Origin of the sequence: Arthrobacter mangrovi (assembly GCF_026011795.1) — a bacterium.
Classification (GTDB): Bacteria; Actinomycetota; Actinomycetes; order Actinomycetales; family Micrococcaceae; genus Crystallibacter; species Crystallibacter mangrovi.
The window spans coordinates 167,558-188,463 of record NZ_BRVS01000005.1 but is presented as its reverse complement, the minus strand read 5'-3'; the positions used below and the strand labels follow the sequence as shown (position 1 = coordinate 188,463).

Annotated in this window: 18 protein-coding genes and 1 pseudogene; 10 read left to right on the top strand and 9 right to left on the bottom strand. The window is 69.9% G+C overall.

Features of this window, described 5'->3' with window-relative positions; translation table 11 throughout:
• Nucleotides 1–10: 10 nt before the first annotated feature.
• Entirely contained in the window at nucleotides 11–943 is a 933-nt protein-coding gene (gene folP, locus AHIS1636_RS06870; protein WP_264795072.1) for a dihydropteroate synthase, read from the bottom strand.
• Entirely contained in the window at nucleotides 940–2,166 is a 1,227-nt protein-coding gene (locus AHIS1636_RS06865) for an NAD(P)/FAD-dependent oxidoreductase (protein ID WP_264795071.1), read from the bottom strand. Before AHIS1636_RS06865 ends, folP begins: the two co-directional genes overlap by 4 nt.
• A gap of 179 nt (nucleotides 2,167–2,345) precedes the next feature.
• On the opposite strand from AHIS1636_RS06865, the gene AHIS1636_RS06860 reads away from it, so the two are divergent.
• From AHIS1636_RS06860 to AHIS1636_RS06840, 5 genes are read left to right on the top strand one after another with little or no spacing between them, the layout of a single operon-like run.
• Nucleotides 2,346–3,569 carry a cysteine desulfurase family protein gene (locus AHIS1636_RS06860; RefSeq protein WP_264795070.1) on the top strand — a complete coding sequence of 408 codons (1,224 nt, stop codon included), beginning with the start codon at nucleotides 2,346–2,348 and terminating at the stop codon, nucleotides 3,567–3,569.
• A 55-nt stretch (nucleotides 3,570–3,624) separates the two neighbouring features.
• A complete protein-coding gene (gene mnmA / locus AHIS1636_RS06855) occupies nucleotides 3,625–4,761 on the top strand; it encodes a tRNA 2-thiouridine(34) synthase MnmA (RefSeq protein ID WP_264795069.1) in 1,137 nt (378 codons plus the stop codon).
• Nucleotides 4,762–4,809: 48 nt separating this feature from the next.
• Nucleotides 4,810–5,751: a CPBP family intramembrane glutamic endopeptidase gene (locus AHIS1636_RS06850; RefSeq protein WP_264795068.1), complete on the top strand. Its 942-nt coding sequence runs from the start codon at nucleotides 4,810–4,812 to the stop codon at nucleotides 5,749–5,751.
• 9 nt (nucleotides 5,752–5,760) lie between these two features.
• Nucleotides 5,761–6,162, top strand: a complete 402-nt coding sequence (locus AHIS1636_RS06845; protein WP_264795067.1) for a chorismate mutase — start codon at nucleotides 5,761–5,763, stop codon at nucleotides 6,160–6,162.
• On the top strand, nucleotides 6,159–7,244 hold the full coding sequence (locus tag AHIS1636_RS06840; protein ID WP_264795066.1) for a uroporphyrinogen decarboxylase/cobalamine-independent methonine synthase family protein: 1,086 nt from the start codon (nucleotides 6,159–6,161) through the stop codon (nucleotides 7,242–7,244). Before AHIS1636_RS06845 ends, AHIS1636_RS06840 begins: the two co-directional genes overlap by 4 nt.
• Here AHIS1636_RS06840 and AHIS1636_RS06835 read toward each other — a convergent pair.
• The 6 genes from AHIS1636_RS06835 to AHIS1636_RS06810 are packed head-to-tail and all read right to left on the bottom strand — an operon-like array spanning nucleotide 7,219 to nucleotide 13,466.
• Nucleotides 7,219–7,929, bottom strand: a complete 711-nt coding sequence (locus AHIS1636_RS06835) for a DUF4166 domain-containing protein (protein WP_264795065.1) — start codon at nucleotides 7,927–7,929, stop codon at nucleotides 7,219–7,221. The two genes, AHIS1636_RS06840 and AHIS1636_RS06835, sit on opposite strands and share 26 nt — an antisense overlap.
• Before the next feature lie 16 nt (nucleotides 7,930–7,945).
• Nucleotides 7,946–9,238, bottom strand: a complete 1,293-nt coding sequence (locus AHIS1636_RS06830; RefSeq protein WP_264795064.1) for a DUF58 domain-containing protein — start codon at nucleotides 9,236–9,238, stop codon at nucleotides 7,946–7,948.
• A 13-nt stretch (nucleotides 9,239–9,251) separates the two neighbouring features.
• Nucleotides 9,252–10,328: an AAA family ATPase gene (locus AHIS1636_RS06825; RefSeq protein WP_264795063.1), complete on the bottom strand. Its 1,077-nt coding sequence runs from the start codon at nucleotides 10,326–10,328 to the stop codon at nucleotides 9,252–9,254.
• Nucleotides 10,325–11,542 carry a DUF4350 domain-containing protein gene (locus AHIS1636_RS06820; protein WP_264795062.1) on the bottom strand — a complete coding sequence of 406 codons (1,218 nt, stop codon included), beginning with the start codon at nucleotides 11,540–11,542 and terminating at the stop codon, nucleotides 10,325–10,327. The genes AHIS1636_RS06825 and AHIS1636_RS06820 overlap by 4 nt, the downstream gene beginning before the upstream one ends.
• On the bottom strand, nucleotides 11,539–12,183 hold the full coding sequence (locus tag AHIS1636_RS06815; protein WP_264795061.1) for a DUF4129 domain-containing protein: 645 nt from the start codon (nucleotides 12,181–12,183) through the stop codon (nucleotides 11,539–11,541). The genes AHIS1636_RS06820 and AHIS1636_RS06815 overlap by 4 nt, the downstream gene beginning before the upstream one ends.
• The gene (locus AHIS1636_RS06810; RefSeq protein ID WP_264795060.1) at nucleotides 12,180–13,466 is read right to left on the bottom strand and encodes a DUF7847 domain-containing protein; all 1,287 of its coding nucleotides are present in this window, start codon (nucleotides 13,464–13,466) and stop codon (nucleotides 12,180–12,182) included. Before AHIS1636_RS06810 ends, AHIS1636_RS06815 begins: the two co-directional genes overlap by 4 nt.
• A 253-nt stretch (nucleotides 13,467–13,719) precedes the next feature.
• On the opposite strand from AHIS1636_RS06810, the gene mtrA reads away from it, so the two are divergent.
• Genes mtrA through AHIS1636_RS06795 form a run of 3 tightly spaced genes read left to right on the top strand, consistent with a single transcriptional unit; the run spans nucleotide 13,720 to nucleotide 17,803 of the window.
• Entirely contained in the window at nucleotides 13,720–14,397 is a 678-nt protein-coding gene (gene mtrA, locus AHIS1636_RS06805) for an MtrAB system response regulator MtrA (protein WP_262105501.1), read from the top strand.
• On the top strand, nucleotides 14,398–16,092 hold the full coding sequence (mtrB, locus tag AHIS1636_RS06800; RefSeq protein WP_264795059.1) for an MtrAB system histidine kinase MtrB: 1,695 nt from the start codon (nucleotides 14,398–14,400) through the stop codon (nucleotides 16,090–16,092).
• Nucleotides 16,073–17,803: an LpqB family beta-propeller domain-containing protein gene (locus AHIS1636_RS06795; RefSeq protein WP_264795058.1), complete on the top strand. Its 1,731-nt coding sequence runs from the start codon at nucleotides 16,073–16,075 to the stop codon at nucleotides 17,801–17,803. The genes mtrB and AHIS1636_RS06795 overlap by 20 nt, the downstream gene beginning before the upstream one ends.
• A 51-nt stretch (nucleotides 17,804–17,854) precedes the next feature.
• On the opposite strand, the pseudogene AHIS1636_RS20425 reads toward AHIS1636_RS06795, so the two are convergent.
• Nucleotides 17,855–17,932, bottom strand: a pseudogene (locus AHIS1636_RS20425) (hypothetical protein); the annotation flags it as partial.
• A 981-nt stretch (nucleotides 17,933–18,913) separates the two neighbouring features.
• Between AHIS1636_RS20425 and hpf the strand changes: the two are divergent.
• Both hpf and AHIS1636_RS06780 read left to right on the top strand, forming a co-directional pair.
• Complete coding sequence (gene hpf, locus AHIS1636_RS06785) at nucleotides 18,914–19,645, top strand: ribosome hibernation-promoting factor, HPF/YfiA family (RefSeq protein WP_264795056.1); 732 nt, start codon at nucleotides 18,914–18,916, stop codon at nucleotides 19,643–19,645.
• A 34-nt stretch (nucleotides 19,646–19,679) separates the two neighbouring features.
• Nucleotides 19,680–20,894: a winged helix-turn-helix domain-containing protein gene (locus AHIS1636_RS06780; protein WP_264795055.1), complete on the top strand. Its 1,215-nt coding sequence runs from the start codon at nucleotides 19,680–19,682 to the stop codon at nucleotides 20,892–20,894.
• Nucleotides 20,895–20,906: the final 12 nt, after the last annotated feature.

The following is a 20,906-nucleotide window of genomic DNA, read 5'->3' as shown; positions in this document are numbered from 1 at the left end:
GCCTTCCGTATCAGCCGCGGGCCGGCTCGTTGACGTCGCCCATGTTGTGCCTCAGGTATGCCGGTTCGCGCCAGCCGAAGGCGGCCTCGACCAGCCGCACCGCGGAACGGGCCTCGCCGACGTTGTGCATGCGGACTATCCGGGCGCCGTTCATGATGCACATCACCGCAGCCGCCAGCGAGCCGGCCAGACGGTCCTTCTTCTCCTGTCCGAGCGTCTCGCCGATGAAGTCCTTGTTCGAGACTGCGGCCAGGGCGGGGAACCCGAGATCCGCGATCTCCCGGAAGCGCCTGGTGATTTCCAGCGAATGCAGCGTGTTCTTGTTCAGGTCATGCCCAGGGTCGATGATGATCTTGTCCGCGGCGATGCCCAGGTCCAGCGCCGCGTCCACCCTGCGGCGGAGGAAGTCCCCGACCTCGGCGACCACATCGGCGTATTCCGGGCGGGGGTAAACGGTGCGGGGCGCCGCGAGCGAGTGGGTGATGACGATGTGCACCCCGCTTTCCGCGACGACTGCGGCAAGGTCCTTGTTGCGCAGCCCGGTGGTGTCGTTGATGACATCGGCGCCGGCCGCGATGCTCGCCTGCGCCACCTCGGGCAGGAAGGTATCAGCGGAAATAACGACGTCGGACCGGGATCGTACCGCTTCGATCACCGGGACGATCCGGTCCGCCTCCTCGGCGGCGGACAGTGCCGGTCCGGGGGCAAACGGGACGCCGCCGATGTCCACCCAGTCCGCCCCGTCGTCCACGGCATCCAGTGCCGCGTCCACCGCCGCGTCGAGCGCAAAGGTCCTGCCGGCGTCGTAAAAGGAATCAGGCGTCCGGTTGACGATGGCCATCAGGGCGACCTGCCGGCTGAAGTCGATCCGGCGGGTGCCGAATGTATGCACCGGGTGTTCCAGCGCCGGCAGGTACGTGCCGTGCAGGGCCGCTTGGCTCACAGGCTGGTCAACTCCTTGTCGGTATCGGCCAGATCCTCGGCGGCCACCGGGCGGCGGGAGCGGATCAGGTCCTGGATGGGTTCCTGGACATCCCAGATGTTTACATTCATACCAGCAACCACCGTTCCCTCACGCAGCCAGAAGGCGATGAATTCGAGGGAATCGATGCTGCCGCGGATGACCGGGTCAGCCGTGGCCCAGGGGAAGTAGCCGGAGTATTCCATGCCGATATCGAACTGGTCGGTGTAGAAATACGGGATCGCGTCATTTACCGCATCCCGCCCGAGCATCGCCTTGGCCGCCGTCTTGCCCTGCTCGATCGCGTTGGCCCAGTGCTCGCTGCGCAGCGGCGCGTCGAGGACCGGGTGGTAGGCGTTGGCGACGTCGCCGGCGGCAAAGACGTCGGCAGCGGAGGTGCGCAGGCCGCCGTCCGCGTCGATCCCGTTGGAAACGGCGAGCCCGGCAGCCTCGGCCAGCGCCGTATTGGGCACAGCCCCAGCGGCAATCAGGACCAGGTCGGCGGGCAGGCGCTCGCCGTTGTCCAGCACGACCTCGGATACCTGTCCGTCCTCGCCGGCCAGTTCCATCGGGCGCGCGCCGGTGCGGATGATGACGCCTTCGGAGCGGTGTTTGTCCGCGAACCGGTTGCCGATCACGGAGCCGAGGGCGGCACGCAGAGGCACCTGGTCCCGGCCGACCATGGTGACCTCGTTGCCCAGGGTCCGCGCGGTGGCGGCAACCTCCATGCCGATCCAGCCCGTCCCGATGACGACCAGCCGCCGGCCGCCGGCCGCCAGGGCGGATTTCAGTCCGGTGCTGTCCTCGACCGAGCGCAGGTAGTGGATGCCGGCGAAGTCCGATCCGGGCAGGTCCAGCCGCCGCGGGGCCGCGCCGGTCGCCAGCAGGAGCCGGCTGTACTGTAGGGACCTGCCGTCGGAGAGCCGAAGGGAGTGCTCGCCGGGGTGCAGCGACGCGGCCGAGACGCCGGTCCGCAGGTCGATGTTGTTGTCCGCGTACCAGCCCGGTTCCTGCACCAGGGCCGCGGAGGCCTCTTCCTTGCCGGCCAGGTAGGCCTTCGACAGCGGCGGCCGGATGTACGGTTCGTGCTTCTCCGCGCCGAGGAGGACCAGTGGACCGCCGTAACCCTCTTCGCGCAGTGTGCGGGCGGCGGTTGCCCCGGCGAGTCCTGCTCCGGCGATCACGAACGGCTGGTTTTCCATCATGGCTCCTGCAGCTCGGTTCCTTCGCCCCTGCCGGTGCTGCGCTGCAAGAAAATCCGGCACGGTCTGCGGAACTTTCTAAAACCGATGCTCCTGACTTTAGAAAGCGCCGCCGGGCAAGTCAATGGCTTGCGCGCCCGGCCGGTTCGTGAAAGCCGGGGACCGGACGGTAAGATTCTGGTGTGCCCGTGTACCTTGACCACGCGGCGACCACGCCCATTTCGGCGCAGGCCTTGGCCGCACTCACCCATGAACTTAGCCGCAGCGGCAATCCGTCCTCGCTGCACGGCTCCGGCCGGCGCGCCCGCCGCGTGGTCGAGGACGCCCGGGAAACGCTGGCCGCGGCGGCCGGGGCCCACCCCAGTGAAGTCATCTTCACCTCGGGCGGCACCGAAGCCGACAACCTTGCGGTCAAGGGCCTGTACTGGGCCCGCCGGGACGAAGACCCGAAGCGGCGCCGGATCCTGTGCTCCCCGGTGGAACACCATGCCGTGCTGGACACGGTGGAATGGCTGGAACGGCACGAGGGCGCCGAGGCCGTCTGGCTGCCGGTCGACGCTGACGGCGTGGTCTCCGTCGAGGCGCTGCGGCGGGAAATCGAAGCCGACCCTGGTTCCGTGGCACTCGTGACGGTGATGTGGGCCAACAACGAGGTGGGCACCGTGCAGCCGGTCGCCGAGATCGTGGCGGCGGCCCGGCCGCACGGCATTCCGGTGCATTCCGACGCGGTGCAGGCGTTCGGGCACCTGCCGGTGTCGTTCACGGATTCCGGCCTGGACACGATGGCCATCAGCGGCCACAAGATCGGCGGACCGGTGGGCGTGGGCGCGCTGCTGGTCGGCCGCTCGGTGAAGCTGACGCCCGTCCAGCATGGCGGCGGACAGGAACGCGACATCCGCTCCGGCACCCTGGACACCCCGGCGATCGCGGCCTTCGCCGCGGCGGCGGAGGAGGCCGCCGGCCAACTGGCAGAAGAAGCCCCGCGGCTGGCGCGCCTGCGGGAGAAGCTGATTGCCGGCGTCGTTGCCGCCGTCCCGGAGGCGGTGCTGCGGGGCGCGCCGGATCCCCACCTGGAGGGCCGGCGCCTGCCCGGCAACGCGCACTTCACGTTCCCGGGCTGCGAGGGGGACTCCCTGCTCTTCCTGCTGGACCTGGCCGGCGTGGAGTCGTCCACGGGCTCGGCCTGCACGGCAGGAGTGCCACGGCCGTCCCACGTCCTGCTGGCCATGGGGCTGACCGAGGAGGAGGCCCGCGGGGCGCAGCGCTTCACGCTCGGGCATACATCGACGGACGCGGACGTTGACGCATTGGTGGCCGCACTGCCGGAGGCGTACGCGCGGGCCAGGAAGGCCGGCATGGCCGGACACGTGTCCAGCATCCGGACGGCCGGCACCCAGCCCTGGTAGCGACGGGACCGGCCGCGGCAGGACCAACGATTTTGAGCAACAAGAGGATGACTTCATGAAGGTATTGGCAGCGATGAGCGGCGGCGTGGACTCGGCCGTGGCGGCGGCACGCGCCGTGGAGGCGGGACACGACGTCGTCGGCGTCCACCTGGCGCTGAGCCGGATGCCGGGCACCCTGCGCACCGGCAGCCGCGGCTGCTGCACCATCGAAGACTCCCGCGACGCGTGGCGGGCCTGCGACATCCTGGGCATTCCGTACTACGTCTGGGACTTCTCCGAGCGGTTCAAGGAAGACGTGGTGGACGACTTCATCGCCGAGTACGCGGCCGGCCGCACGCCCAACCCGTGCATGCGCTGCAACGAGCGGATCAAGTTCGCCGCGCTGCTGGAGAAGGCGCTCGCGCTGGGCTTCGACGCCGTCTGCACCGGCCACTACGCCAAGGTCATCGAGGACGAACACGGCAACCGGGAGCTGCACCGCGCGGCGGACTGGGCGAAGGACCAGTCCTACGTGCTGGGCGTCCTCACGCACGAGCAGCTCAAGCACTCGATGTTCCCGCTGGCGGACACTCCGTCCAAGGCCGAGGTGCGGGCGGAAGCGGCGCGCCGCGGCCTGTCCGTGGCGAACAAGCCGGACAGCCACGACATCTGCTTCATTTCCGACGGCGACACCCGCGGCTGGCTGGCCGAGAAGATCGAAATGGAACCGGGCCAGATCGTGGACCAGACCGGCACCGTGGTCGGCGAGCACGAGGGCGCCAACGCGTTCACGGTGGGGCAGCGGCGCGGGCTCAAGCTGGGCCGGCCCGCCTCGGACGGCAAGCCTCGCTTCGTGCTGGAAGTCCGGCCCAAGGAGAACAAGGTCGTGGTGGGCCCGGAGGCGCTGCTCGCGGTGGACCAGATGCGCGGCATCAAGGTTTCCTGGGCCGGGCTGCCGATCGCCGAGGTCGAGGCGCGGACCGAGTTCGACTGCATGGTCCAGGTCCGGGCGCACGGCGACCCGGTGCCGGCCCGCGGCCGGATCGAGCTGGACGAGGACGGGCGGCAGCAGCTGCTCGTGACCCTCGTCGACCCGATGCGCGGCGTGGCGCCGGGACAGACGATGGTGCTCTACCAGGGCAGCCGCGTCCTGGGGCAGGCGACCATCGACTCGGCACGCTCGCTGAGCTGGGACCCGGCCGGCGTTTCCTGACCCTGCCGCCACTCGAGCCACGGCTTCCGGCGCGGCTAGGGTGAACCCATGACTGCGGTGAAGTGGCGGCCCGTGATTGTCTTCGTCCTGCTGGCCTACGCGCTGGCCTGGCTCGCGGCGCTGCCGCTCTGGCTCGGGGACGGGCTGCGGGAGCCGCTGTTCCCGCTCTATGCGGTGCTGATGATGGCGGCCCCCGCGGCCGCCGCACTGGCCACCAGCCGGTTCGTTGACCGGCCTCCCTCCATTCCGCGCGAACTGGGGCTGGTGCAGTTCCGTCCCGCGGGCAGGTTCGTGCTGTTCCTCGCCGCGGGTTTGGTGCTGCCCGTGCTGCTCGCGCTGGCGGCGCTGGCGATCGGCGCGCTGCTGGGCGTCTACCCGGCGGACTTCGTGGGCTTCTCCGGCTACCGGCTGCTGCTGGCCCAGCAATCTCAGGCGGTCGGACTGGCCGTTCCGGACCTGCCGATCGGAGTCCTGGTGGCCGCCCAGTCCATCAATATCGCGCTCGCGGCCGTCATCAATACCATCCCGGCGCTGGGCGAGGAGCTCGGCTGGCGCGGCTGGCTGCTGCCCCGGCTGATGCCGCTCGGGGCCCCGGCCGCCGTCGTCGTATCCGGAGTCGTGTGGGGCGCCTGGCATGCGCCGCTGATCCTGCTCGGCTACAACTATCCGGACGGGCCGGGCTGGCTTGGCGTCCTGGCCATGTGCGGGATGTGCACGGCCTTCGGCGGCGTCTTCGGCTGGCTGCGGCTCCGCTCGGGCTCCGTCTGGCCGGCGGCGCTGGCGCACGGAGCGCTGAACGCCTCGGCCGGACTCATGTTCCTGTTCGTGGCGGCGGGCGGGCAGTTCTCCACCTTCCACGCCTCGGTGCTGGGCTGGTCCGGCTGGATCGTGCCGCTGCTGCTGGTTGCCGGGCTCATCGCCACCGGACAATTCCGTCCCGCAGCTTCACACACCGTGGCCGCTGCGCACCCTCCGGCGGGCAAACCTTAGACTGGGGACATGACTGAACCGCGCCCAGCCGACGACTTCGACCCTGCCGCCAGCTCGCTCTCCGGGCGGGTGGATCCGGACGTGATGACGGAGCTGCTGTCCGTGCGCGGGAGCATCGACAACATCGACGCGACCCTGGTCTATCTGCTGGCGGAACGATTCAAGGCGACCCAGCGGGTGGGGTACCTCAAGGCGCGCCACCAGCTGCCGCCCGCCGACCCTGACCGCGAGACCGCGCAGATTGCCCGGCTGCGCCAGCTGGCCGAGGACGCCCACCTGGATCCGGCCTTCGCCGAGAAGTTCCTGAATTTCATCATTTCCGAGGTAATAAGGCACCACCAGGCGATTTCCGACGAGCACAACGGCGGCATCAGGACTCCGGCCACGCCGGACGAGCCGTCGGGAGAATGAGCACGGAACGGAACGACGGCACCCAGGCGCCCGAACCGGCGGCAGCCCGCCCGGACCCGGGAGCCGTCACGGCGACGGCGCTGGGCAGCTGGCCGGGCACCGATCCGGCGGAGGCTGCCCGGATCATCCGCGGCGAGCTGGGCGAGCCGAACCTGCCCCATCTGGCCGAGCTGCCGGGCCGGGGCGTCGGCTCGGATGCCGTGGGCCGGACCGCCGCCATGCTCGTCGAGCTGCCGGTCGACCTGCAGCCGCACGGCTGGCGGATCGTGGACCGGCCCGGGCTGGACCACCGGCGCGCCGCCTCGGCGCTCAGCACGGACATCAACGTCCTCGCCGACATCATCGGCGGAGAGGAACGTCCCGGGCGCTGGCTGAAGGTGCAGTGCGTCGGTCCGCTCTCGCTCGCCGCCGGCCTCTACCTGCACAATGGCGAACGTGTACTGCGCGATCCCGGAGCACGCCGCGACGTTGCCCAGTCGCTGGCCGCCGGGATCGTGGAACACCTGGCGCAGGTCCGCACCGCGGCCCCGGGAGCGGGCCTGATCCTGCAGCTCGACGAGCCCGAAGCTGCCCGGGTAATGGCGGGGACCATACCGACGGCGAGCGGCTACCGCACGCTGCGGGCCGTGGCCGGGCAGGAGGCGGCCCAGTTGTGGCGGGAGCTGGCGGAAGCGGCTGCCGCCGGGGGAGCGGCCCAGACCGTTGTTTCGCTGCCGTCCTCGGAGGAGGTTCCGTTTTCCGTGGCGGACAGCGCCAGGCTCGACGGTTTCGCCGTGCCGGTCGCCGGGCTGTCGACCGGCCAGTGGGAAGACATCGCCGCCGCGGCCGAGGCAGAGCGTACCGTGTGGCTGGGCGTCATCGGCACGGACCCGGCGGCCGGGGACGTTCCGCAGGTGAAGGCCATTGTCGATTCCGTGCTGCGGCCGTGGCAGCAGCTGGGCCTCCCGCTCGCCCGGCTGCACCAGGTCCGGCTGGTGCCCGCGGGCGGACTCGCCGGCCTGTCGCCCGAACATGCCCGGCAGGTCCTGGCCCGGCTCAGCCAGGCCGCGGACGCGCTTAACCAGACGGTGGCGGAGGCGTAGGCGCCGCAGGTTCCAGACGGTACTCGAAGGCACCCTCGTATTCGAGGACGGTGCCGAACTGGCGCTGGAGCACCTTGGTACGGATCCTGAACAGCCCGGCGGCAGCGTCCCACCACTGTTCGGTGAAGGCCGCGGCATCCAGCAGGCGCGGGAGCGGTATCCTCAGCCGTCCCGCCGCCAGCGCCGTGCCTCGCGAGATCAGCCGCATCCGCCCGTCCTGGCCGGCGCTGCAGTCCAGCCGGGTCCGTACCAGGCCGCTCCGGCCGAGCGAATCCACTAGTTGGCCGCTCCGGGCCCCGGCGTCGCCCGTGTGCTCCCACCACGTGGTGTCGTCCTGCATGACGCGGGTAACCCCGCCGAATTCCAGGGTCCGGACCGCGGCCAGGAAGGGCCGCCCCTGGGGATCCGTTCCCGGGCGGTTTTCGATCCGGATCGGCACGTGATGGCCGTATTCCGGAAAGAGCGAGCGGTCGAGGCTGGCGAGCCGCAGCAGCGGGCGCAGGCTGCGGCGCGGGCAGCCCGCCACGTCGAAGACGCCGGTGCCGACTCCGACCCGCGCGCCGCCGTCGTTGTTTCCCGCCCCCAGGCTGAAGTAGTCCTGCAGCTCGGGCTGCAGGCGTCCAAATCCAGGTCCCATCGCCAGCTGGTACACGGACTGTCCCGCCGAATGGTTCGGATCCCTCATGCCTCGCTCCTTGCGGTCATAGCCGGCCGGCCGCCTTCAGCCGGATGTACAGGTCCGCCAGCGCGGGCGGCAGTTCGTGCGGCGTCGCGTCGACCACTTCGGCCCCGAGCTGCTTGATCTGCGCGGTCAGCGCGGCACGGTCCAGCAGCGCCCGTTCGGCGGCGGAGGCGCGGAACGTCTCCGACGCCGTGGCGCGGGCGGCCCGCAGCTCGTCCAGCAGCGGATCGCGGACCGAGGCCACGACGACCACGTGCTCGGCAGTGAGCCGGGCCAGCGTGGGCAGCAGGGACTCCTCGGCCGAGCCGGAATCCAGGGCGGTGAGCAGCACGACCAGCGAGCGGTGCGAGGAGATGGCGTCCAGCTGGCCCGGTATCTGCGACCAGTCCGCCTCGATGAGCTCCGGCTCCAGCGGGGCCATGGCGTTGACCAGCTGGTGAAGCATGTTGCCCTTCCCGGCGGATTTGACCGTGGCCCGGGCCCGCCGGTCGAACGCGAGGAAGTCCACCCGGTCCCCGCCGCGCTCGGCCAGGGCGGCCAGCAGCAGCGCCGCTTCGATGCCGGTGTCCATGCGCGGCTCGTCGTCGATCCGCGCGGCCGCGGTGCGGGAGGTGTCCAGCACCAGGATGACGCGGCGGTCCCGTTCCGGACGCCAGGTGCGTACGACGACGGCCTGCCGCCTCGCGGTGGCGCGCCAGTCAATGGAGCGGACGTCGTCGCCGTGCACGTAGTCGCGCAGCGAATCGAACTCCGTGCCCGCGCCGCGGATCTGCACCGCCGCCTTGCCGTCCAGTTCGCGCAGCCGGCGCAGCTTGGACGGCAGATGCCGCTTGGAGTGGAAGGGCGGCAGCACCCGCAGCCGGCCGGGCAACGGCAGGGTCAGCTGGCGGGCCGCCAGCCCCAGCGGCCCGAGGGACCGCACGGTGACGTGTTCGGTGCGCAGGTCGCCGCGGCGCCGGGGGACCAGGCGGACGGGAACCAGCCGGCGTTCGCCCGGAGGTACGTCGACGTGCCGGGTGGGGTCCACGGCGCCCGCGGACGGCTGCCAGCCGTCCCGCACCTGCGCGGACAGCCGCCGGCGCCCGTTGTTGGTGACGAGGAGCTCGGAGGTGCAGCTTTCGGTGAGCCGGACGCTCCCGGGCACCCGGCGTTCGAGCCGCAGCTGCCTGATGGAGGCTGCCAGGGCAAGGTCCGCCGCGGCCGCCGCGGCGAGCAGGCAGGCAGCCCACAGCGCCGTCAGTCCGGACGGGAACAGCAGCAGGGCCACGGCCCCCGCGAGGGACACGAGCACGAATCGACCGGTCAGAGCCATGCGGGCACGCCGCTCAGCGCGGAACCGGCACGGTGGCCAGGATGCTGTGCAGCACGTCGTCGATGCGGACGCCGTCCATCTCTGCCTCCGGGCGCAGCCCCACGCGGTGGCGCAGGGCGGGCAGGGTCAGCGCCTTCACATCGTCCGGCGTCACGAAGCTGCGGCCGTTGAGCCAGGCCCACGCCTTCGAGGTGTTCAGCAGGGCCGTTGCCCCGCGCGGCGAGACGCCCAGCTGGAAGCTCGGTGCGGAGCGGGTGGCGCGGACCAGGTCCACGATGTAGCCGAGTACCTCCGGGGCGATGCTCACGCGGGACACGGCGGCGCGGGCCTGCGCCAGGTCCTCGGCGGACGCCACCGGGCGCACCCCGGCCGCCTTCAGGTTCCGGGGGTCGAAGCCGAGGCTGTGCCGCCGGATGATTTCGATCTCGGCCTCCCGGTCGGGCAGCTCCATGGTCAGCTTCAGCAGGAAGCGATCGAGCTGCGCCTCCGGCAGCGGGTAGGTTCCCTCGTACTCGATCGGATTCTGGGTCGCGGCCACGATGAACGGCTCCGGCAGCCTGCGCGGCTTGCCGTCCACCGAGACCTGCCGCTCCTCCATCGCCTCCAGCAGCGAGGCCTGCGTCTTCGGGGGAGTGCGGTTGATCTCGTCGGCCAGCAGGATGTTGGTGAACACCGGCCCCTCGCGGAAGACGAACTCCGCGGTGTGGGAGTCGTAGATCAGCGAGCCCGTGACGTCGCCGGGCATAAGGTCCGGGGTGAATTGGACGCGTTTGGTGTCCAGGCTCAGCGCGGCCGACAGGGTGCGGATCAGCAGCGTCTTGGCGACGCCGGGAACGCCCTCGAGGAGCACATGCCCGTGCGAAAGCAGCGCGATCAGCAGGCCCGTGACGGTGCCGTCCTGGCCGACGACCGACTTGGCCACTTCCGCCCGGACGTCCAGCAGGGCCTGCCGGAGCCGTTCATCGGACGGCGCGCCGGCAGGGATGTCCGCGCGGGAATCCCGCGTCCCGCTCCAGCCGGAGCCCGCCGGTTCATCCAGCGGCGGCTGCTGCGCCGTCATCCCGGCCGCGTGCTGCGGATGCTCACTCATCGGTCGGTAACCTCTTCCTCTAGCTGTTGCAGGTTCTGTGCCCAGTCCACCAGTTGGGACTCGGTGCGGGGGACGAAGATGCGGAGCAGCCCGTCCAGGTCCGGTACCGGGCGGCCCAGGTGGCGGGCGGTGGCCTCGACCACAGCGGCGGCGTCCGCCCCGGTCCCGAGGCGCAGCTCCGCGGCCAGCCGGGTGAGGGTAGCCGCCCGGAGGTTTGCCGCGGCCCGGTCCAGCGACTTCGAGTCCTGGTACAGGCGGGCGCGGCCGGCGGCGGTTTCGGCCGAACGTACGACGACGGGCAGCGGCTCCTCCACGAGGGGGCCGAGGCGGCGTCCCTTCCAGATCATGGCCAGTACGCCGACGGCCAGCAGCCACAGGAGCACGGGGGTGACCCAGGCCGGGAGCAGTTCCATCGGGCTCTGCGGCTCGTCCGAGATGCTGATGTCCGCCAGCGACGGGCGGTACCAGACCAGCCGGTCGTCCCGTCCCAGGGTGTTCAGCGCAAGGGCCGCGTTGCCCTCACGGACGGTCGCGTCGTTGGAGAGCACCTGCCCTGCACCGAGGACGACCGTGGAGCCGTCGGCAGCGGCCGCGTAGGCGGCGGCCGGCCGGTCACCGGTCTCGAAGCCGAAGCACATGACCGGTCCGCGGTAGGCGAGGCCGCCGCGGGTGATGGTGCCGGCCCCCTCCGGAACGGCCGCGGCGGGCGGCGTCCCGCCGTCTTCGCTCCGGCACTCGGCCGCCAGCGGACCGCCGTCTTCGGGGACGACGCCGGCGGCGGAGAAGCCGGGGGCGAGCGCACGAAGCTGGCGGAAGTCCGGCTCGACCAGGATCAGCCGTCCGGCTGCGCCCGCGACCTCGCCCAGCTGGTCCTCGTCCAGGTATGCGTTCGCATCGTGGAACAGCAGCGTGCCGCCGTCGTCCAAGGCCGCAATCGTGGCGTCCAAGGTCCCTGTCTCGACCACGTCCGTGCCCTGTTGCCGCAGGACCTCGGCCACGGCCTTGGCTCCATTCGGCGCCGGATTCTCCGGGGACAAGTCGTTCCGGTCGGAAGGGGGCGTAGCGAGCAGCCGGATCAGGACGGCGGCTGCGAGCAGGAGGACGACGATGATCCAGAAACGCCACCGGCGGAAGCGGCGCCGGGTGGCATCCCACGCGGAGCCGGAATACGTTCCGGGCTGCTCGGTGGCCTCCGGCCGCACCCCGGCGCTCACCGCGGAACCGCCAGGGCGGGTGCCTCGGCGTTCAGCACAGGACGGGTGGCCTGCAGCTGCCCGTCCAGCCGGGCCGCCGCACGGGAATCGGCCTCCGACGCGGGCAGTTTGCCGTAGCGCACGGCGTCGAAGACCGTCGCCGCCTGCACCAGGTCGGCCGAGAGGGCGGGGAAGGCCGGGCCGATGCGCCTCGCGGCCTCGTCCGCCGTCTGGCCGGGCTGGCGCGCCAGCACGACCCGTTCCTCCATCGACCGGACCACGGCACGAAAGCGCTCCGTGCACGATTCGTCCCAGTCGCCCCGGGCCGCGGCCGCGTCGGCCCGGCGGCGGTGTTCCTCGGCGGAAAGGACCTGGTCGGCATCGAAGACCTGCCCCGCCTCCGCCGCCCGCGCGTTGCGCCGCGGCCGCACCAGCCAGATGGCGGCTCCGATCACGAGCAGCACCGCAACGACGATGAACAGCGTCCCCAGGTTGGGGCTGGCGCCCTGCAGCGAGTTGACCAGGTCCGTGAACCAGTCAGTGATGCGCCGCAGGATCTCGTCCAGCAGTCCCGGCTTGGCCTGCTGGTATTCGTCCTTGGCCAGCTCGCGGATCAGCAGTTCCCGTGCTTCGTCCTCGCCCAGCATGCCCAAAGCCGTCATCGGTAGTCCGGGCCTCCGGGCGGCACGGAGCCCGGAGCCGCAGCGAGCCCCGGGATCGACCGCGTGGGTTGGCCGGCTGCCTCTTCGTGCTCCCGCATGAGCACCACGTCGAACCCCTCCCGGCGGATTCGCAGGTCGAGGTAGACGAGGGCGATGACGGCGGCCTGGAAGGCGTAACCGATGGCGGCGAACAGCGAAGAGACCAGCATGGATATAAGGGTCAGGGGGCCCATGGCGGCCAGCATCGCCTCGGGGTCGCTCGGATCTCCCATGGCCGGCGCCGCCAGCCCGATGAAGAAGGAAATCGGCGTGCTGATGACGGAGGTAATCACGCCCACGATGATGGTGCACAGCAGGATGATGCCGAACGTCCGCCACCAGCTTCGGTTGGTCAGCTGCCACGACCGGACCAGGGACTGGACCAGGCCGGCGCGCTCCATCACGATCACGGCGGGCGCGAGCATGAGCTTCACACCGAGCCAGACGGACACCGCGGCCAGCCCAAGGATGACCAGCACGATGATCCAGACCGAGGTGATGCCGAGCTGGTCCGCGAGGAAGAAGGACCCGGCGACAATGGCCACCAGGGCGACGACGGTGGCCAGGAGGTAGAGCAGGCCCATACCGACGAGGGTCCAGACACGTCCCTTGGCCAGCGACCACATGAGCGCGAAGCCTGTCTTCTGGTTCACTGCAGCCCGCGCCGTCGGAATGGCCAGGACCCCTTGGAGGAGCAGCACACCGACGCTCGAGAGCAGGCCCAGCACCAGCGACGAGAGGATGACCGAGGCCCCGAGGGCCGCGGCTGATTCGTCCGACAATTCTTCCGCGGTGACGAGTTGCAGCCCGCCCAACAGCGAGATGATGAGGCCGCCCGCGGCCCATGCCAGGACGCTGATGACGATCTGCAGCAGGATGGCGCTGCCGAAAACGGCGGCCGCGTTCTTGCGCGCAGCCTGGAAGGCGCCGTCGAGGATCTCGCCTACGCCCAGCGGCCTAAGCGGGATGACGCCCGGCTTCGGCGGGGCGACGTAGCCGGGGTAACCGCCGTACGGATTCTGCGGCGCGCCCCAGGCCTGGTAGGGCCCGCCCCACTGCGGCTGCTGGCCCCACTGGGGTGCGGGAGGTTGTTGGGCGGGCTGGCCCCATTGCGGCTGTTGGCCCCATTGCGGTGCGGGAGGTTGTTGGGCGGGCTGGCCCCACTGTGCCGGCTGCCCGGGCGCCTGCCAGCCGCCGACTGGTGGCTGCGGCATCCTGCCGTCGTCGTCCGATGGCTGCCCCATGACCGTTTCCCCTTGCTGGCCGCGTCTGAACCCAATGACTGCCTGCCGCGTGAGGGACTGCTGGCGCGTAAACTGCGGGCCGCCGTCGTCCTTGTGGCAGAATCCTGAGTGGCCGGCAATTCCCGGCCTGACAACAGCCTATAGTTTCAGTCTGCCAACTTCACGCAGCCGACCGGCGTCTCTGGTTGCCCGCAGACACGATAACGGTGCGCTGGAATCGGCACTGCGCCGGGTGATAGGGGATTATGGAGTCATGAAGGCACGCATACTCGTTGTAGACGATGATGAGGCACTGGCCGAGATGATCGGCATCGTGCTGCGCAATGACGGATTCGAACCCGTCTTCTGCGCGGACGGCGGCCAGGCCCTCGACGTGTTCCGCAACAGCAAGCCTGACCTTGTGCTGCTCGACCTCATGCTGCCCGGCATGGACGGGATCGAAGTGTGCCGGCAGATCCGCGGTGAGTCGGACGTGCCGATCGTGATGCTGACCGCGAAGTCGGATACCTCCGACGTCGTCCGTGGCCTGGAGTCCGGCGCCGACGACTACGTGCCGAAGCCGTTCAAGCCCGCCGAACTGGTTGCCCGGGTCCGCGCCCGCCTTCGTCCCGGCGACCAGCGCGCCCCGGAGACGTTGCGGATCGCCGACGTCGTTATCGACGTCGCCGGCCACGTCGTTCACCGCGGGGATGAGCGGATCTCGCTGACCCCGCTCGAATTCGACCTGTTGGTTGCGCTGGCCCGCAAGCCCTGGCAGGTTTTCACCCGCGAACTACTCCTGGAGCAGGTCTGGGGCTACCGCCACGCCGCAGACACGCGCCTGGTCAACGTCCATGTCCAGCGGCTGCGCTCGAAGATTGAACGCGATCCCGAGGCGCCGGAGGTCGTGCTGACCGTCCGCGGTGTGGGTTATAAAGCCGGCCAGAGCTAGTTGAAATCTGCCTCCGCGAAGTGGATTAAGGGGCTGAAGGCGGCAGCCGCCCGCTTCTGGCGTGCGCTGGGGCGCGGCTGGCACCACGTCGTCGCGCGCTGGCGCCGCTCGCTGCAGTTCCGGACCGTGACGGCAACCGTGCTGCTGACCGCCTTCGCGTTCATGGGTGTCGGCGCATTCCTGTCCAGCCAGATCGCTGCCGGCCTCTACCAGGACCGCGTGCAGCAGGCCGAGGCCGAGTCCCGCCAGTCGCTGAACCAGGTCCAGGGCATTTTCGAGAGCTCCTCGGCCAGCGACCGCGCCACCGTGACCACGATGGTCTCGGACACGCTGAAGCTGCTGGAGGGAACGGCCTCGGGCACCCCGCGCTATTACCTGCTGACGCCCATGCGGAACGCGCAGAACCTCTACGTGGCGACCCAGTCGAACACCAGCATCACGGCCAACGTCATTCCCGAAGGGCTGAGCCAAGCGGTCATTTCGGGGACGGGCCAGTACCGGCAGCCGATGTCCCTGCCGGTGGGGGACAGGGACGTACCCGCGATCGCCTTTGGGACCCAGGTCAACCTGCCTCCGGGCAATACCTACGCGCTGTACCTCATCTACGACCTCTCGTCTGTCCAGGACACCCTCGACTACATCCACCGGGTCCTGTGGATCGGCGGACTGCTGCTGCTGGCGCTCACCGGCGGCATCGTCTGGCTGCTGACCCGGGCGGTGGTCCACCCGGTGAGCCAGGCGGCGACCGCGGCAGAGAAACTCGCGGCGGGGCAGCTGGAGGAGCGGTTGCAGGTAAGGGGCGACGACGAACTGGCCCGCCTGGGCTCGTCGTTCAACAAGATGGCCGGCAGCCTGCAGGAGCAGATCACCCAGCTGGCGACGTTGTCCGAGATGCAGCAGCGCTTCGTCTCCGATGTCTCGCACGAGCTGCGGACTCCGCTGACGACCGTGCGGATGGCGGCGGAGGTTCTCTACGATGCCAGGGACGAATTCGACCCCATCAACGCCCGCTCGGCGGAGCTGCTGTACAACCAGGTGGAGCGCTTCCAGGCGCTGCTGGCGGACCTGCTCGAGATTTCGCGCTTCGATGCCGGAGCGGCGGTCCTCGACGCGGAGCCGACCGAGATCCTGGACGTGGTCCGGCACGCCATGGACGGGGCCGCGCCGCTGGCCGTGACGTATGGTTCCAGCCTCGAACTGCACACCGAGGTGTCCGAATGCGTGGTGGACATGGACCCCCGCCGGATCGACCGGATCCTGCGGAACCTGATCGTCAACGCCCTCGAGCATGGCGAGGGCAAACCGGTGGAGGTGCTGGTGGCGGCCGACGACGACGCGGTGGCCGTCGCGGTCCGCGACCACGGAATCGGCATGACGGCGATGGAGGCCTCCCGGGTATTCGACCGGTTCTGGCGCGCCGATCCGGCGCGGGCCCGCACCACGGGCGGCAGCGGGCTCGGCCTTTCGATCGCCACCGAGGACGCCCGGCTGCACGATGGCTGGCTCCAGGCATGGGGGGAGCCGGGTGCGGGTTCATGTTTCCGCCTGACGCTGCCCCGCCGCCGGGACTCGGCCCTGACCAACTCGCCGCTGCCCCTGCCGCCGCGGATGTCCGCGATGGCGGATGAGCCGGAACCGGAACCGGAAACGATGCGTACGAAAAAGGAGGAACCGAGTGGCGCCGACCAGAGTTGAAACCCACGCGCGGCCGGGCACCTTGATGCGCGCCGTCGTCGTACTTGTCCTGGCGATCCTGGCGCTGACCGGATGCTCCTCGATTCCGCTCGCCGGACCGGTCGGCACCAGCCAGGCGGAGCAGGAGGAAACGGAGGCGCCGGCCTACACCTTCAATCCGCCGGGCCCGGCACCGGGCGCCTCCCCGAAGGAGGTCGTCAACGGATTCCTGCTGGCCAGCCCTGCCACCCAGGACGACTACCGGATTGCGCGGGAGTTCCTGGCGCCGTCGCTGGCGGGGGAGTGGCAGCCGGTGGAACGCACCGTTGTCTACCGCAACGAAGTCAATGTCGTCGGCTCGCCGTCGGAGACGGAGTTCGTGCTGCAGCTGGAAGTTGCCGCCGTGATCGACGAGTTCGGAGTGCGCCAGGAGGCAGAAGCGGGAGCCACCGAATCAATTCCGGTGGTGCTCACCGAGGTGGACGGCCAGTGGCGGATTTCGGAAATCCCCGACGGCACGATGATCTCCGCGGTGGACTTCCAGACCCTGTTTTCCCCGCACGATCTCTATTTCTACGACGCCACGTACACCTACGCGGTGCCTGATGTCCGCTGGTTCGCCAGCCGGCAGGGCGTCTCCGCGGCAATCGTCGCGGCCTTGCTGGAGGGACCGGCACCGTTCCTGAACGGCGCGGTCATCAGTGCTTTCCCGGAGGGCTCGACCCTGGTCCGGCGGGCCGTGCCGGTGGAGAGCGGTGCCGCGACGGTGGACCTCTCCTCGGAGGTCCTGGCGGGGACGACCTTCCTGCGGCGGCAGCAGATGCAGCAGCAGTTGGAGCTGACCCTGGGGGAGCTCAACACCGTCAGCACGGTCAATATGACGGTCGACCAGAGGGAAGTGGACCTGGGTCCGGCGCCGGATCCGGCGTTCAAGCCCGCGGTTGCAGGTCCGGCCGTGGGCAGCACGCAGGTGGCCGTGCTGGATGACGAACTGGTCTTCTACGAAGGCTCCCGCCCCGTCGAGCCGAAGGGCCTGCCGTCCGTCGCCGAGTTCTCTCCGCGTGCTCCGGCGATGTCGCTGGACCAGCAGCGGTTCGCCTTCCTTAACGGAGACCGGAACCGCCTGTACGTCATCGGCGCCGACCGGCGGGTGCGTCAGGCCGCATCAGGGCCGGCGTTGACGCACCCGAGCATGGACCCCTTCGGCTGGGCCTGGACGGCGGCCGGCGACGGCAGCGGCGCAGTGTATGCCGCCGCGGCGGGCGAGGAAGCGTCCCGCATCAGCATCAGCGCGGAATGGCTGTCCGAACGCACCGTGACTGAGTTGAAAATCTCCAGGGAAGGTGCCCGGGCACTGATTATCGCGAGGACGGGGGATACCTCCAGGGCCTATATCGCCGGCGTCGTTCGAGACCAGAACGGCCAGCCGCGCAGCATCAACACCCCCGTTGCGCTGCACCCCTCGGTCCCGGTCGACTCGGGCGTCTGGGCAGGGGAATCAACGGTGATCGTGATGGAGGCGTCCGACAAGGAGCCGGTGACCGCCGAGATCCTGCAGTTCAACGGAACATCGCACCGGATGGCACCGCTGGACGGCATGCTGCAGATCAGCGCGGGCAACGGCGACCAGGATGTGTACGCGCAGACGCCGCGCACGCTCTACATCAGGGTCGGCAACAGCTGGGCCCCGCAGTCGCAGCCGGTGGTGCAGGACCCGACCTTCCCCGGCTAGGTCCCGAAGTTCTCCACATGCGGTCCCGCTCCGATTGCGGGCAGGCGGCAGGCGCTGCCAGTGTGGCGGCATGTGGACGCGGAGCGCTGCTTGGCTCGACTCACTGTATTTCGGGCCGGTGGCCTGCACCCTCCGCAGCTGGTTCGCGGAATTCAGCCACCTGGTCCTGCCCAGTGACTGCGTTGGCTGCGGGGCCGAGGACCAGGTCCTGTGCCCGCGTTGCCGCACGGCACTCCGTGCGGCAACGGTGCGGCCCTACCGCGCCGAGGCAGGCGCGGAATCGCTTCCGCTGATCGGGGGCAGCCTCGAGGAGGTCCTGCCTGTCGTGGCGGCGGGCCGGTACAGGCGGGAGCTGTCGCAGGCGGTGCTGGCCTTCAAGAACCACGGACGCACGGACCTGGCCCCCGTGCTGGTACCCGCGCTCGCAGCGGCGATCCAGGCCGCGGCGGCGCTCGCGGGCGGCCGGCCCATGCTCCTGGTCCCGGTGCCGAGCCGGCCGTCTTCGCGGCGCCGCAGGGGCTACGATCCGCTGGATTTGCTGCTGCGGGGACTGCAGCGCCGGCGATTATTGCCGCCGGGAGTGATGGTGCGGCGGCTGGCCGCTGTCCGGACACCCTGGCGGGGGCAGTTGCGCGGCGTGCCTGGCGGCTCCTCGCAGAAGTCGCTGGGTCGGAGCGGCAGGCGCCGGAATGTCGCCTTCTCGATGCGGCTCAAGCGCGGCGCGGCCGGGGCCGTGTCCGGCAGTGTATGCATCGTAGTGGACGATGTCCTGACGACCGGGGCGACGCTGGCGGAACTGACGCGGGTCCTGGCGGCGGCGGGCGGACGGGTCGAGGCCGGCGTCGTTCTTGCTGCCACCACCGCGCCCGCGGGCGACACAACCGTCTGCTCCCGGCCCTAGCCGAGGGCGTCATCCCGCTGTGCGGATGCGTCATACGGCGGCCGTTCGCCCCGAAGCTAAACGGATGGCCAAATTTGCAGCGAGGGGGTGAATAAAGCATGACCGTGGACTAACGTGAAGTATGGGCTCGAGCAAGACCCGTCTTCAGCGGCTGGGAGGATCAATCTCTTTCAGCCGCTGTTGTGTCATCTAGCAACATGGAGGGCACCATGGAATTCAACATCAACGGTCGCAACCTGGCAGTCTCAGACAGGTTCCGCGAATACGCCGAAGAGAAGGTATCCAAGATCGAGCAGCTCGGCGACAAAGTCCAGCGCCTCGACGCGAAAATTACCAAGGCAGTCAACGCCCGCCAGGCTGACAGTTCCATGACCGTTGAACTCACCGTTATGGGGCGCGGCCCCGTGGTCCGTGCCGAAGCCTCCGCCGCAGACAAGTTCGCGGCATTCGACCTCGCCTACGGCAAACTGATGGAACGCCTGCGCCGTGCCCGGGATCGCCGGAAGGTCCACCACGGCCGCCACAACCCCAAGGGCGTCCACGAGGCCACCGCGGCACTGGAACCGGCCAGCACGTCCGTACCCCTGCATGTGGAAACCGAAGGAGCCAGGAGCGGAGCCACACCGTCCGCTTCCGCCCCGGAGACCACAGGCTACGAAATCGAAAACGATGTACCCGCAGGGGACTCCCCGGTGCTGATCCGCCGCAAGGTCTTCCCGGCCCAGCCGATGACCCTCGACGATGCTGTCGACAATATGGAGCTCGTCGGACACGACTTCTACGTCTTCATCGACTCCGCCACCAATGCCCCCAGCGTCGTCTACCGGCGGCGCGGCTGGACCTACGGCGTGATCACCCTCGACGCCGATTGCACCGAAGAAACGGCCGCGGCCAAGGAAGAACTCCTTGCATACCGCGCCGCACAGGAAGCCGGCGTCTAGCCCCATTCGCGGCGCGACTGCCTACGATGGGTAGATGGCCGCCCGCATACCGCTTTCGCAGGCACGGCGAATAGCACTTGCCGCGCAACTGCTTCACCAGGAACGGCCCACCGGCGTTGCCACGGCAAGGCAGGTGGGCCGGACCTTTGACCGGCTGCAGTTGCTGCAGATCGATTCCGTCAACGTCCTGGCCCGGGCCCACTACCTGCCGATGTTTTCGCGGCTGGGGAATTACGACGTCGGGATCCTCCAGCGCTTTTCGGGCCGGGCTCCGCGCAGGATAGTGGAATATTGGGCGCATGAGGCCAGCTACATCCGGCCCGCGCTCTTCGCCGACTTGAAGGTCTGGCAGAAGCGCCGGTGGATCGGCGGCCACGGGCTGGACGCAGACCTCCGCCGGGATCTCCCGGAGCGTATCGTTCGAATCCTGGACGGATCCCGCCCGCTCACGGCGAGGGAAGTGGCTTTCCGCATCGGTCACCGGGAGGACAAGGACGCGGCGAACTGGGGCTGGAACTGGAATGCCGTCAAACGTGTCCTGGAGGTCCTCTTTGAGCTGGGAGACATCAGTGCGGCCGGGCGGAATGCGCAGTTCGAGCGGCTCTACGCCCCGACAGCCAAGGTCATGCCCAAGGACGCCGGAGCGGACCGCCCGGTCGACAAGGACGAAGCAATGGTCAGGCTGATGGACGCGGCGGCCCGCGCGCACGGCGTGGGAACGGCCCGCTGCCTGGCGGACTATTTCCGGGTGCCGGTGCGGGCGGCCCGGGACGCACTCCGGGTCCTGGTCGCCGAAGGAGCGCTGGAGGAAGTCGAGGTCGAGGGATGGCAGGGCACGCACTACCTGCATCCTGCGGCAGCGAGGCCCAGGCGGGCGAAAGGACAGGCCCTCCTCGGCCCCTTCGACTCGTTGGTCTTTGAAAGGGAGCGGCTCGAGAAGCTGTTCGGCTTCCGCTACAGGATCGAAATCTACACACCGGCGGAGAAGCGACGGTACGGGTATTACGTGCTGCCATTCCTCCTGCGCGAAGAGCTCTGCGCGAGAGTCGACCTGAAAGCACACCGGTCCGCCGGATACCTTGAGGTCCGTTCCGCCTTCAGCGAAGCCGGCGCCCCGCCGGACACGTCGGAAGCGCTTGCCGCGGAGCTCGTCCTGATGGCCCGGTGGCTCGGGCTCGGGGGAGTCCGCGTGGCGGACCGCGGCGACCTGGCTCCCGCCCTGGCCCTCAGCGTGGCCAGGCAGGGTTAGGACGGCGGCCCC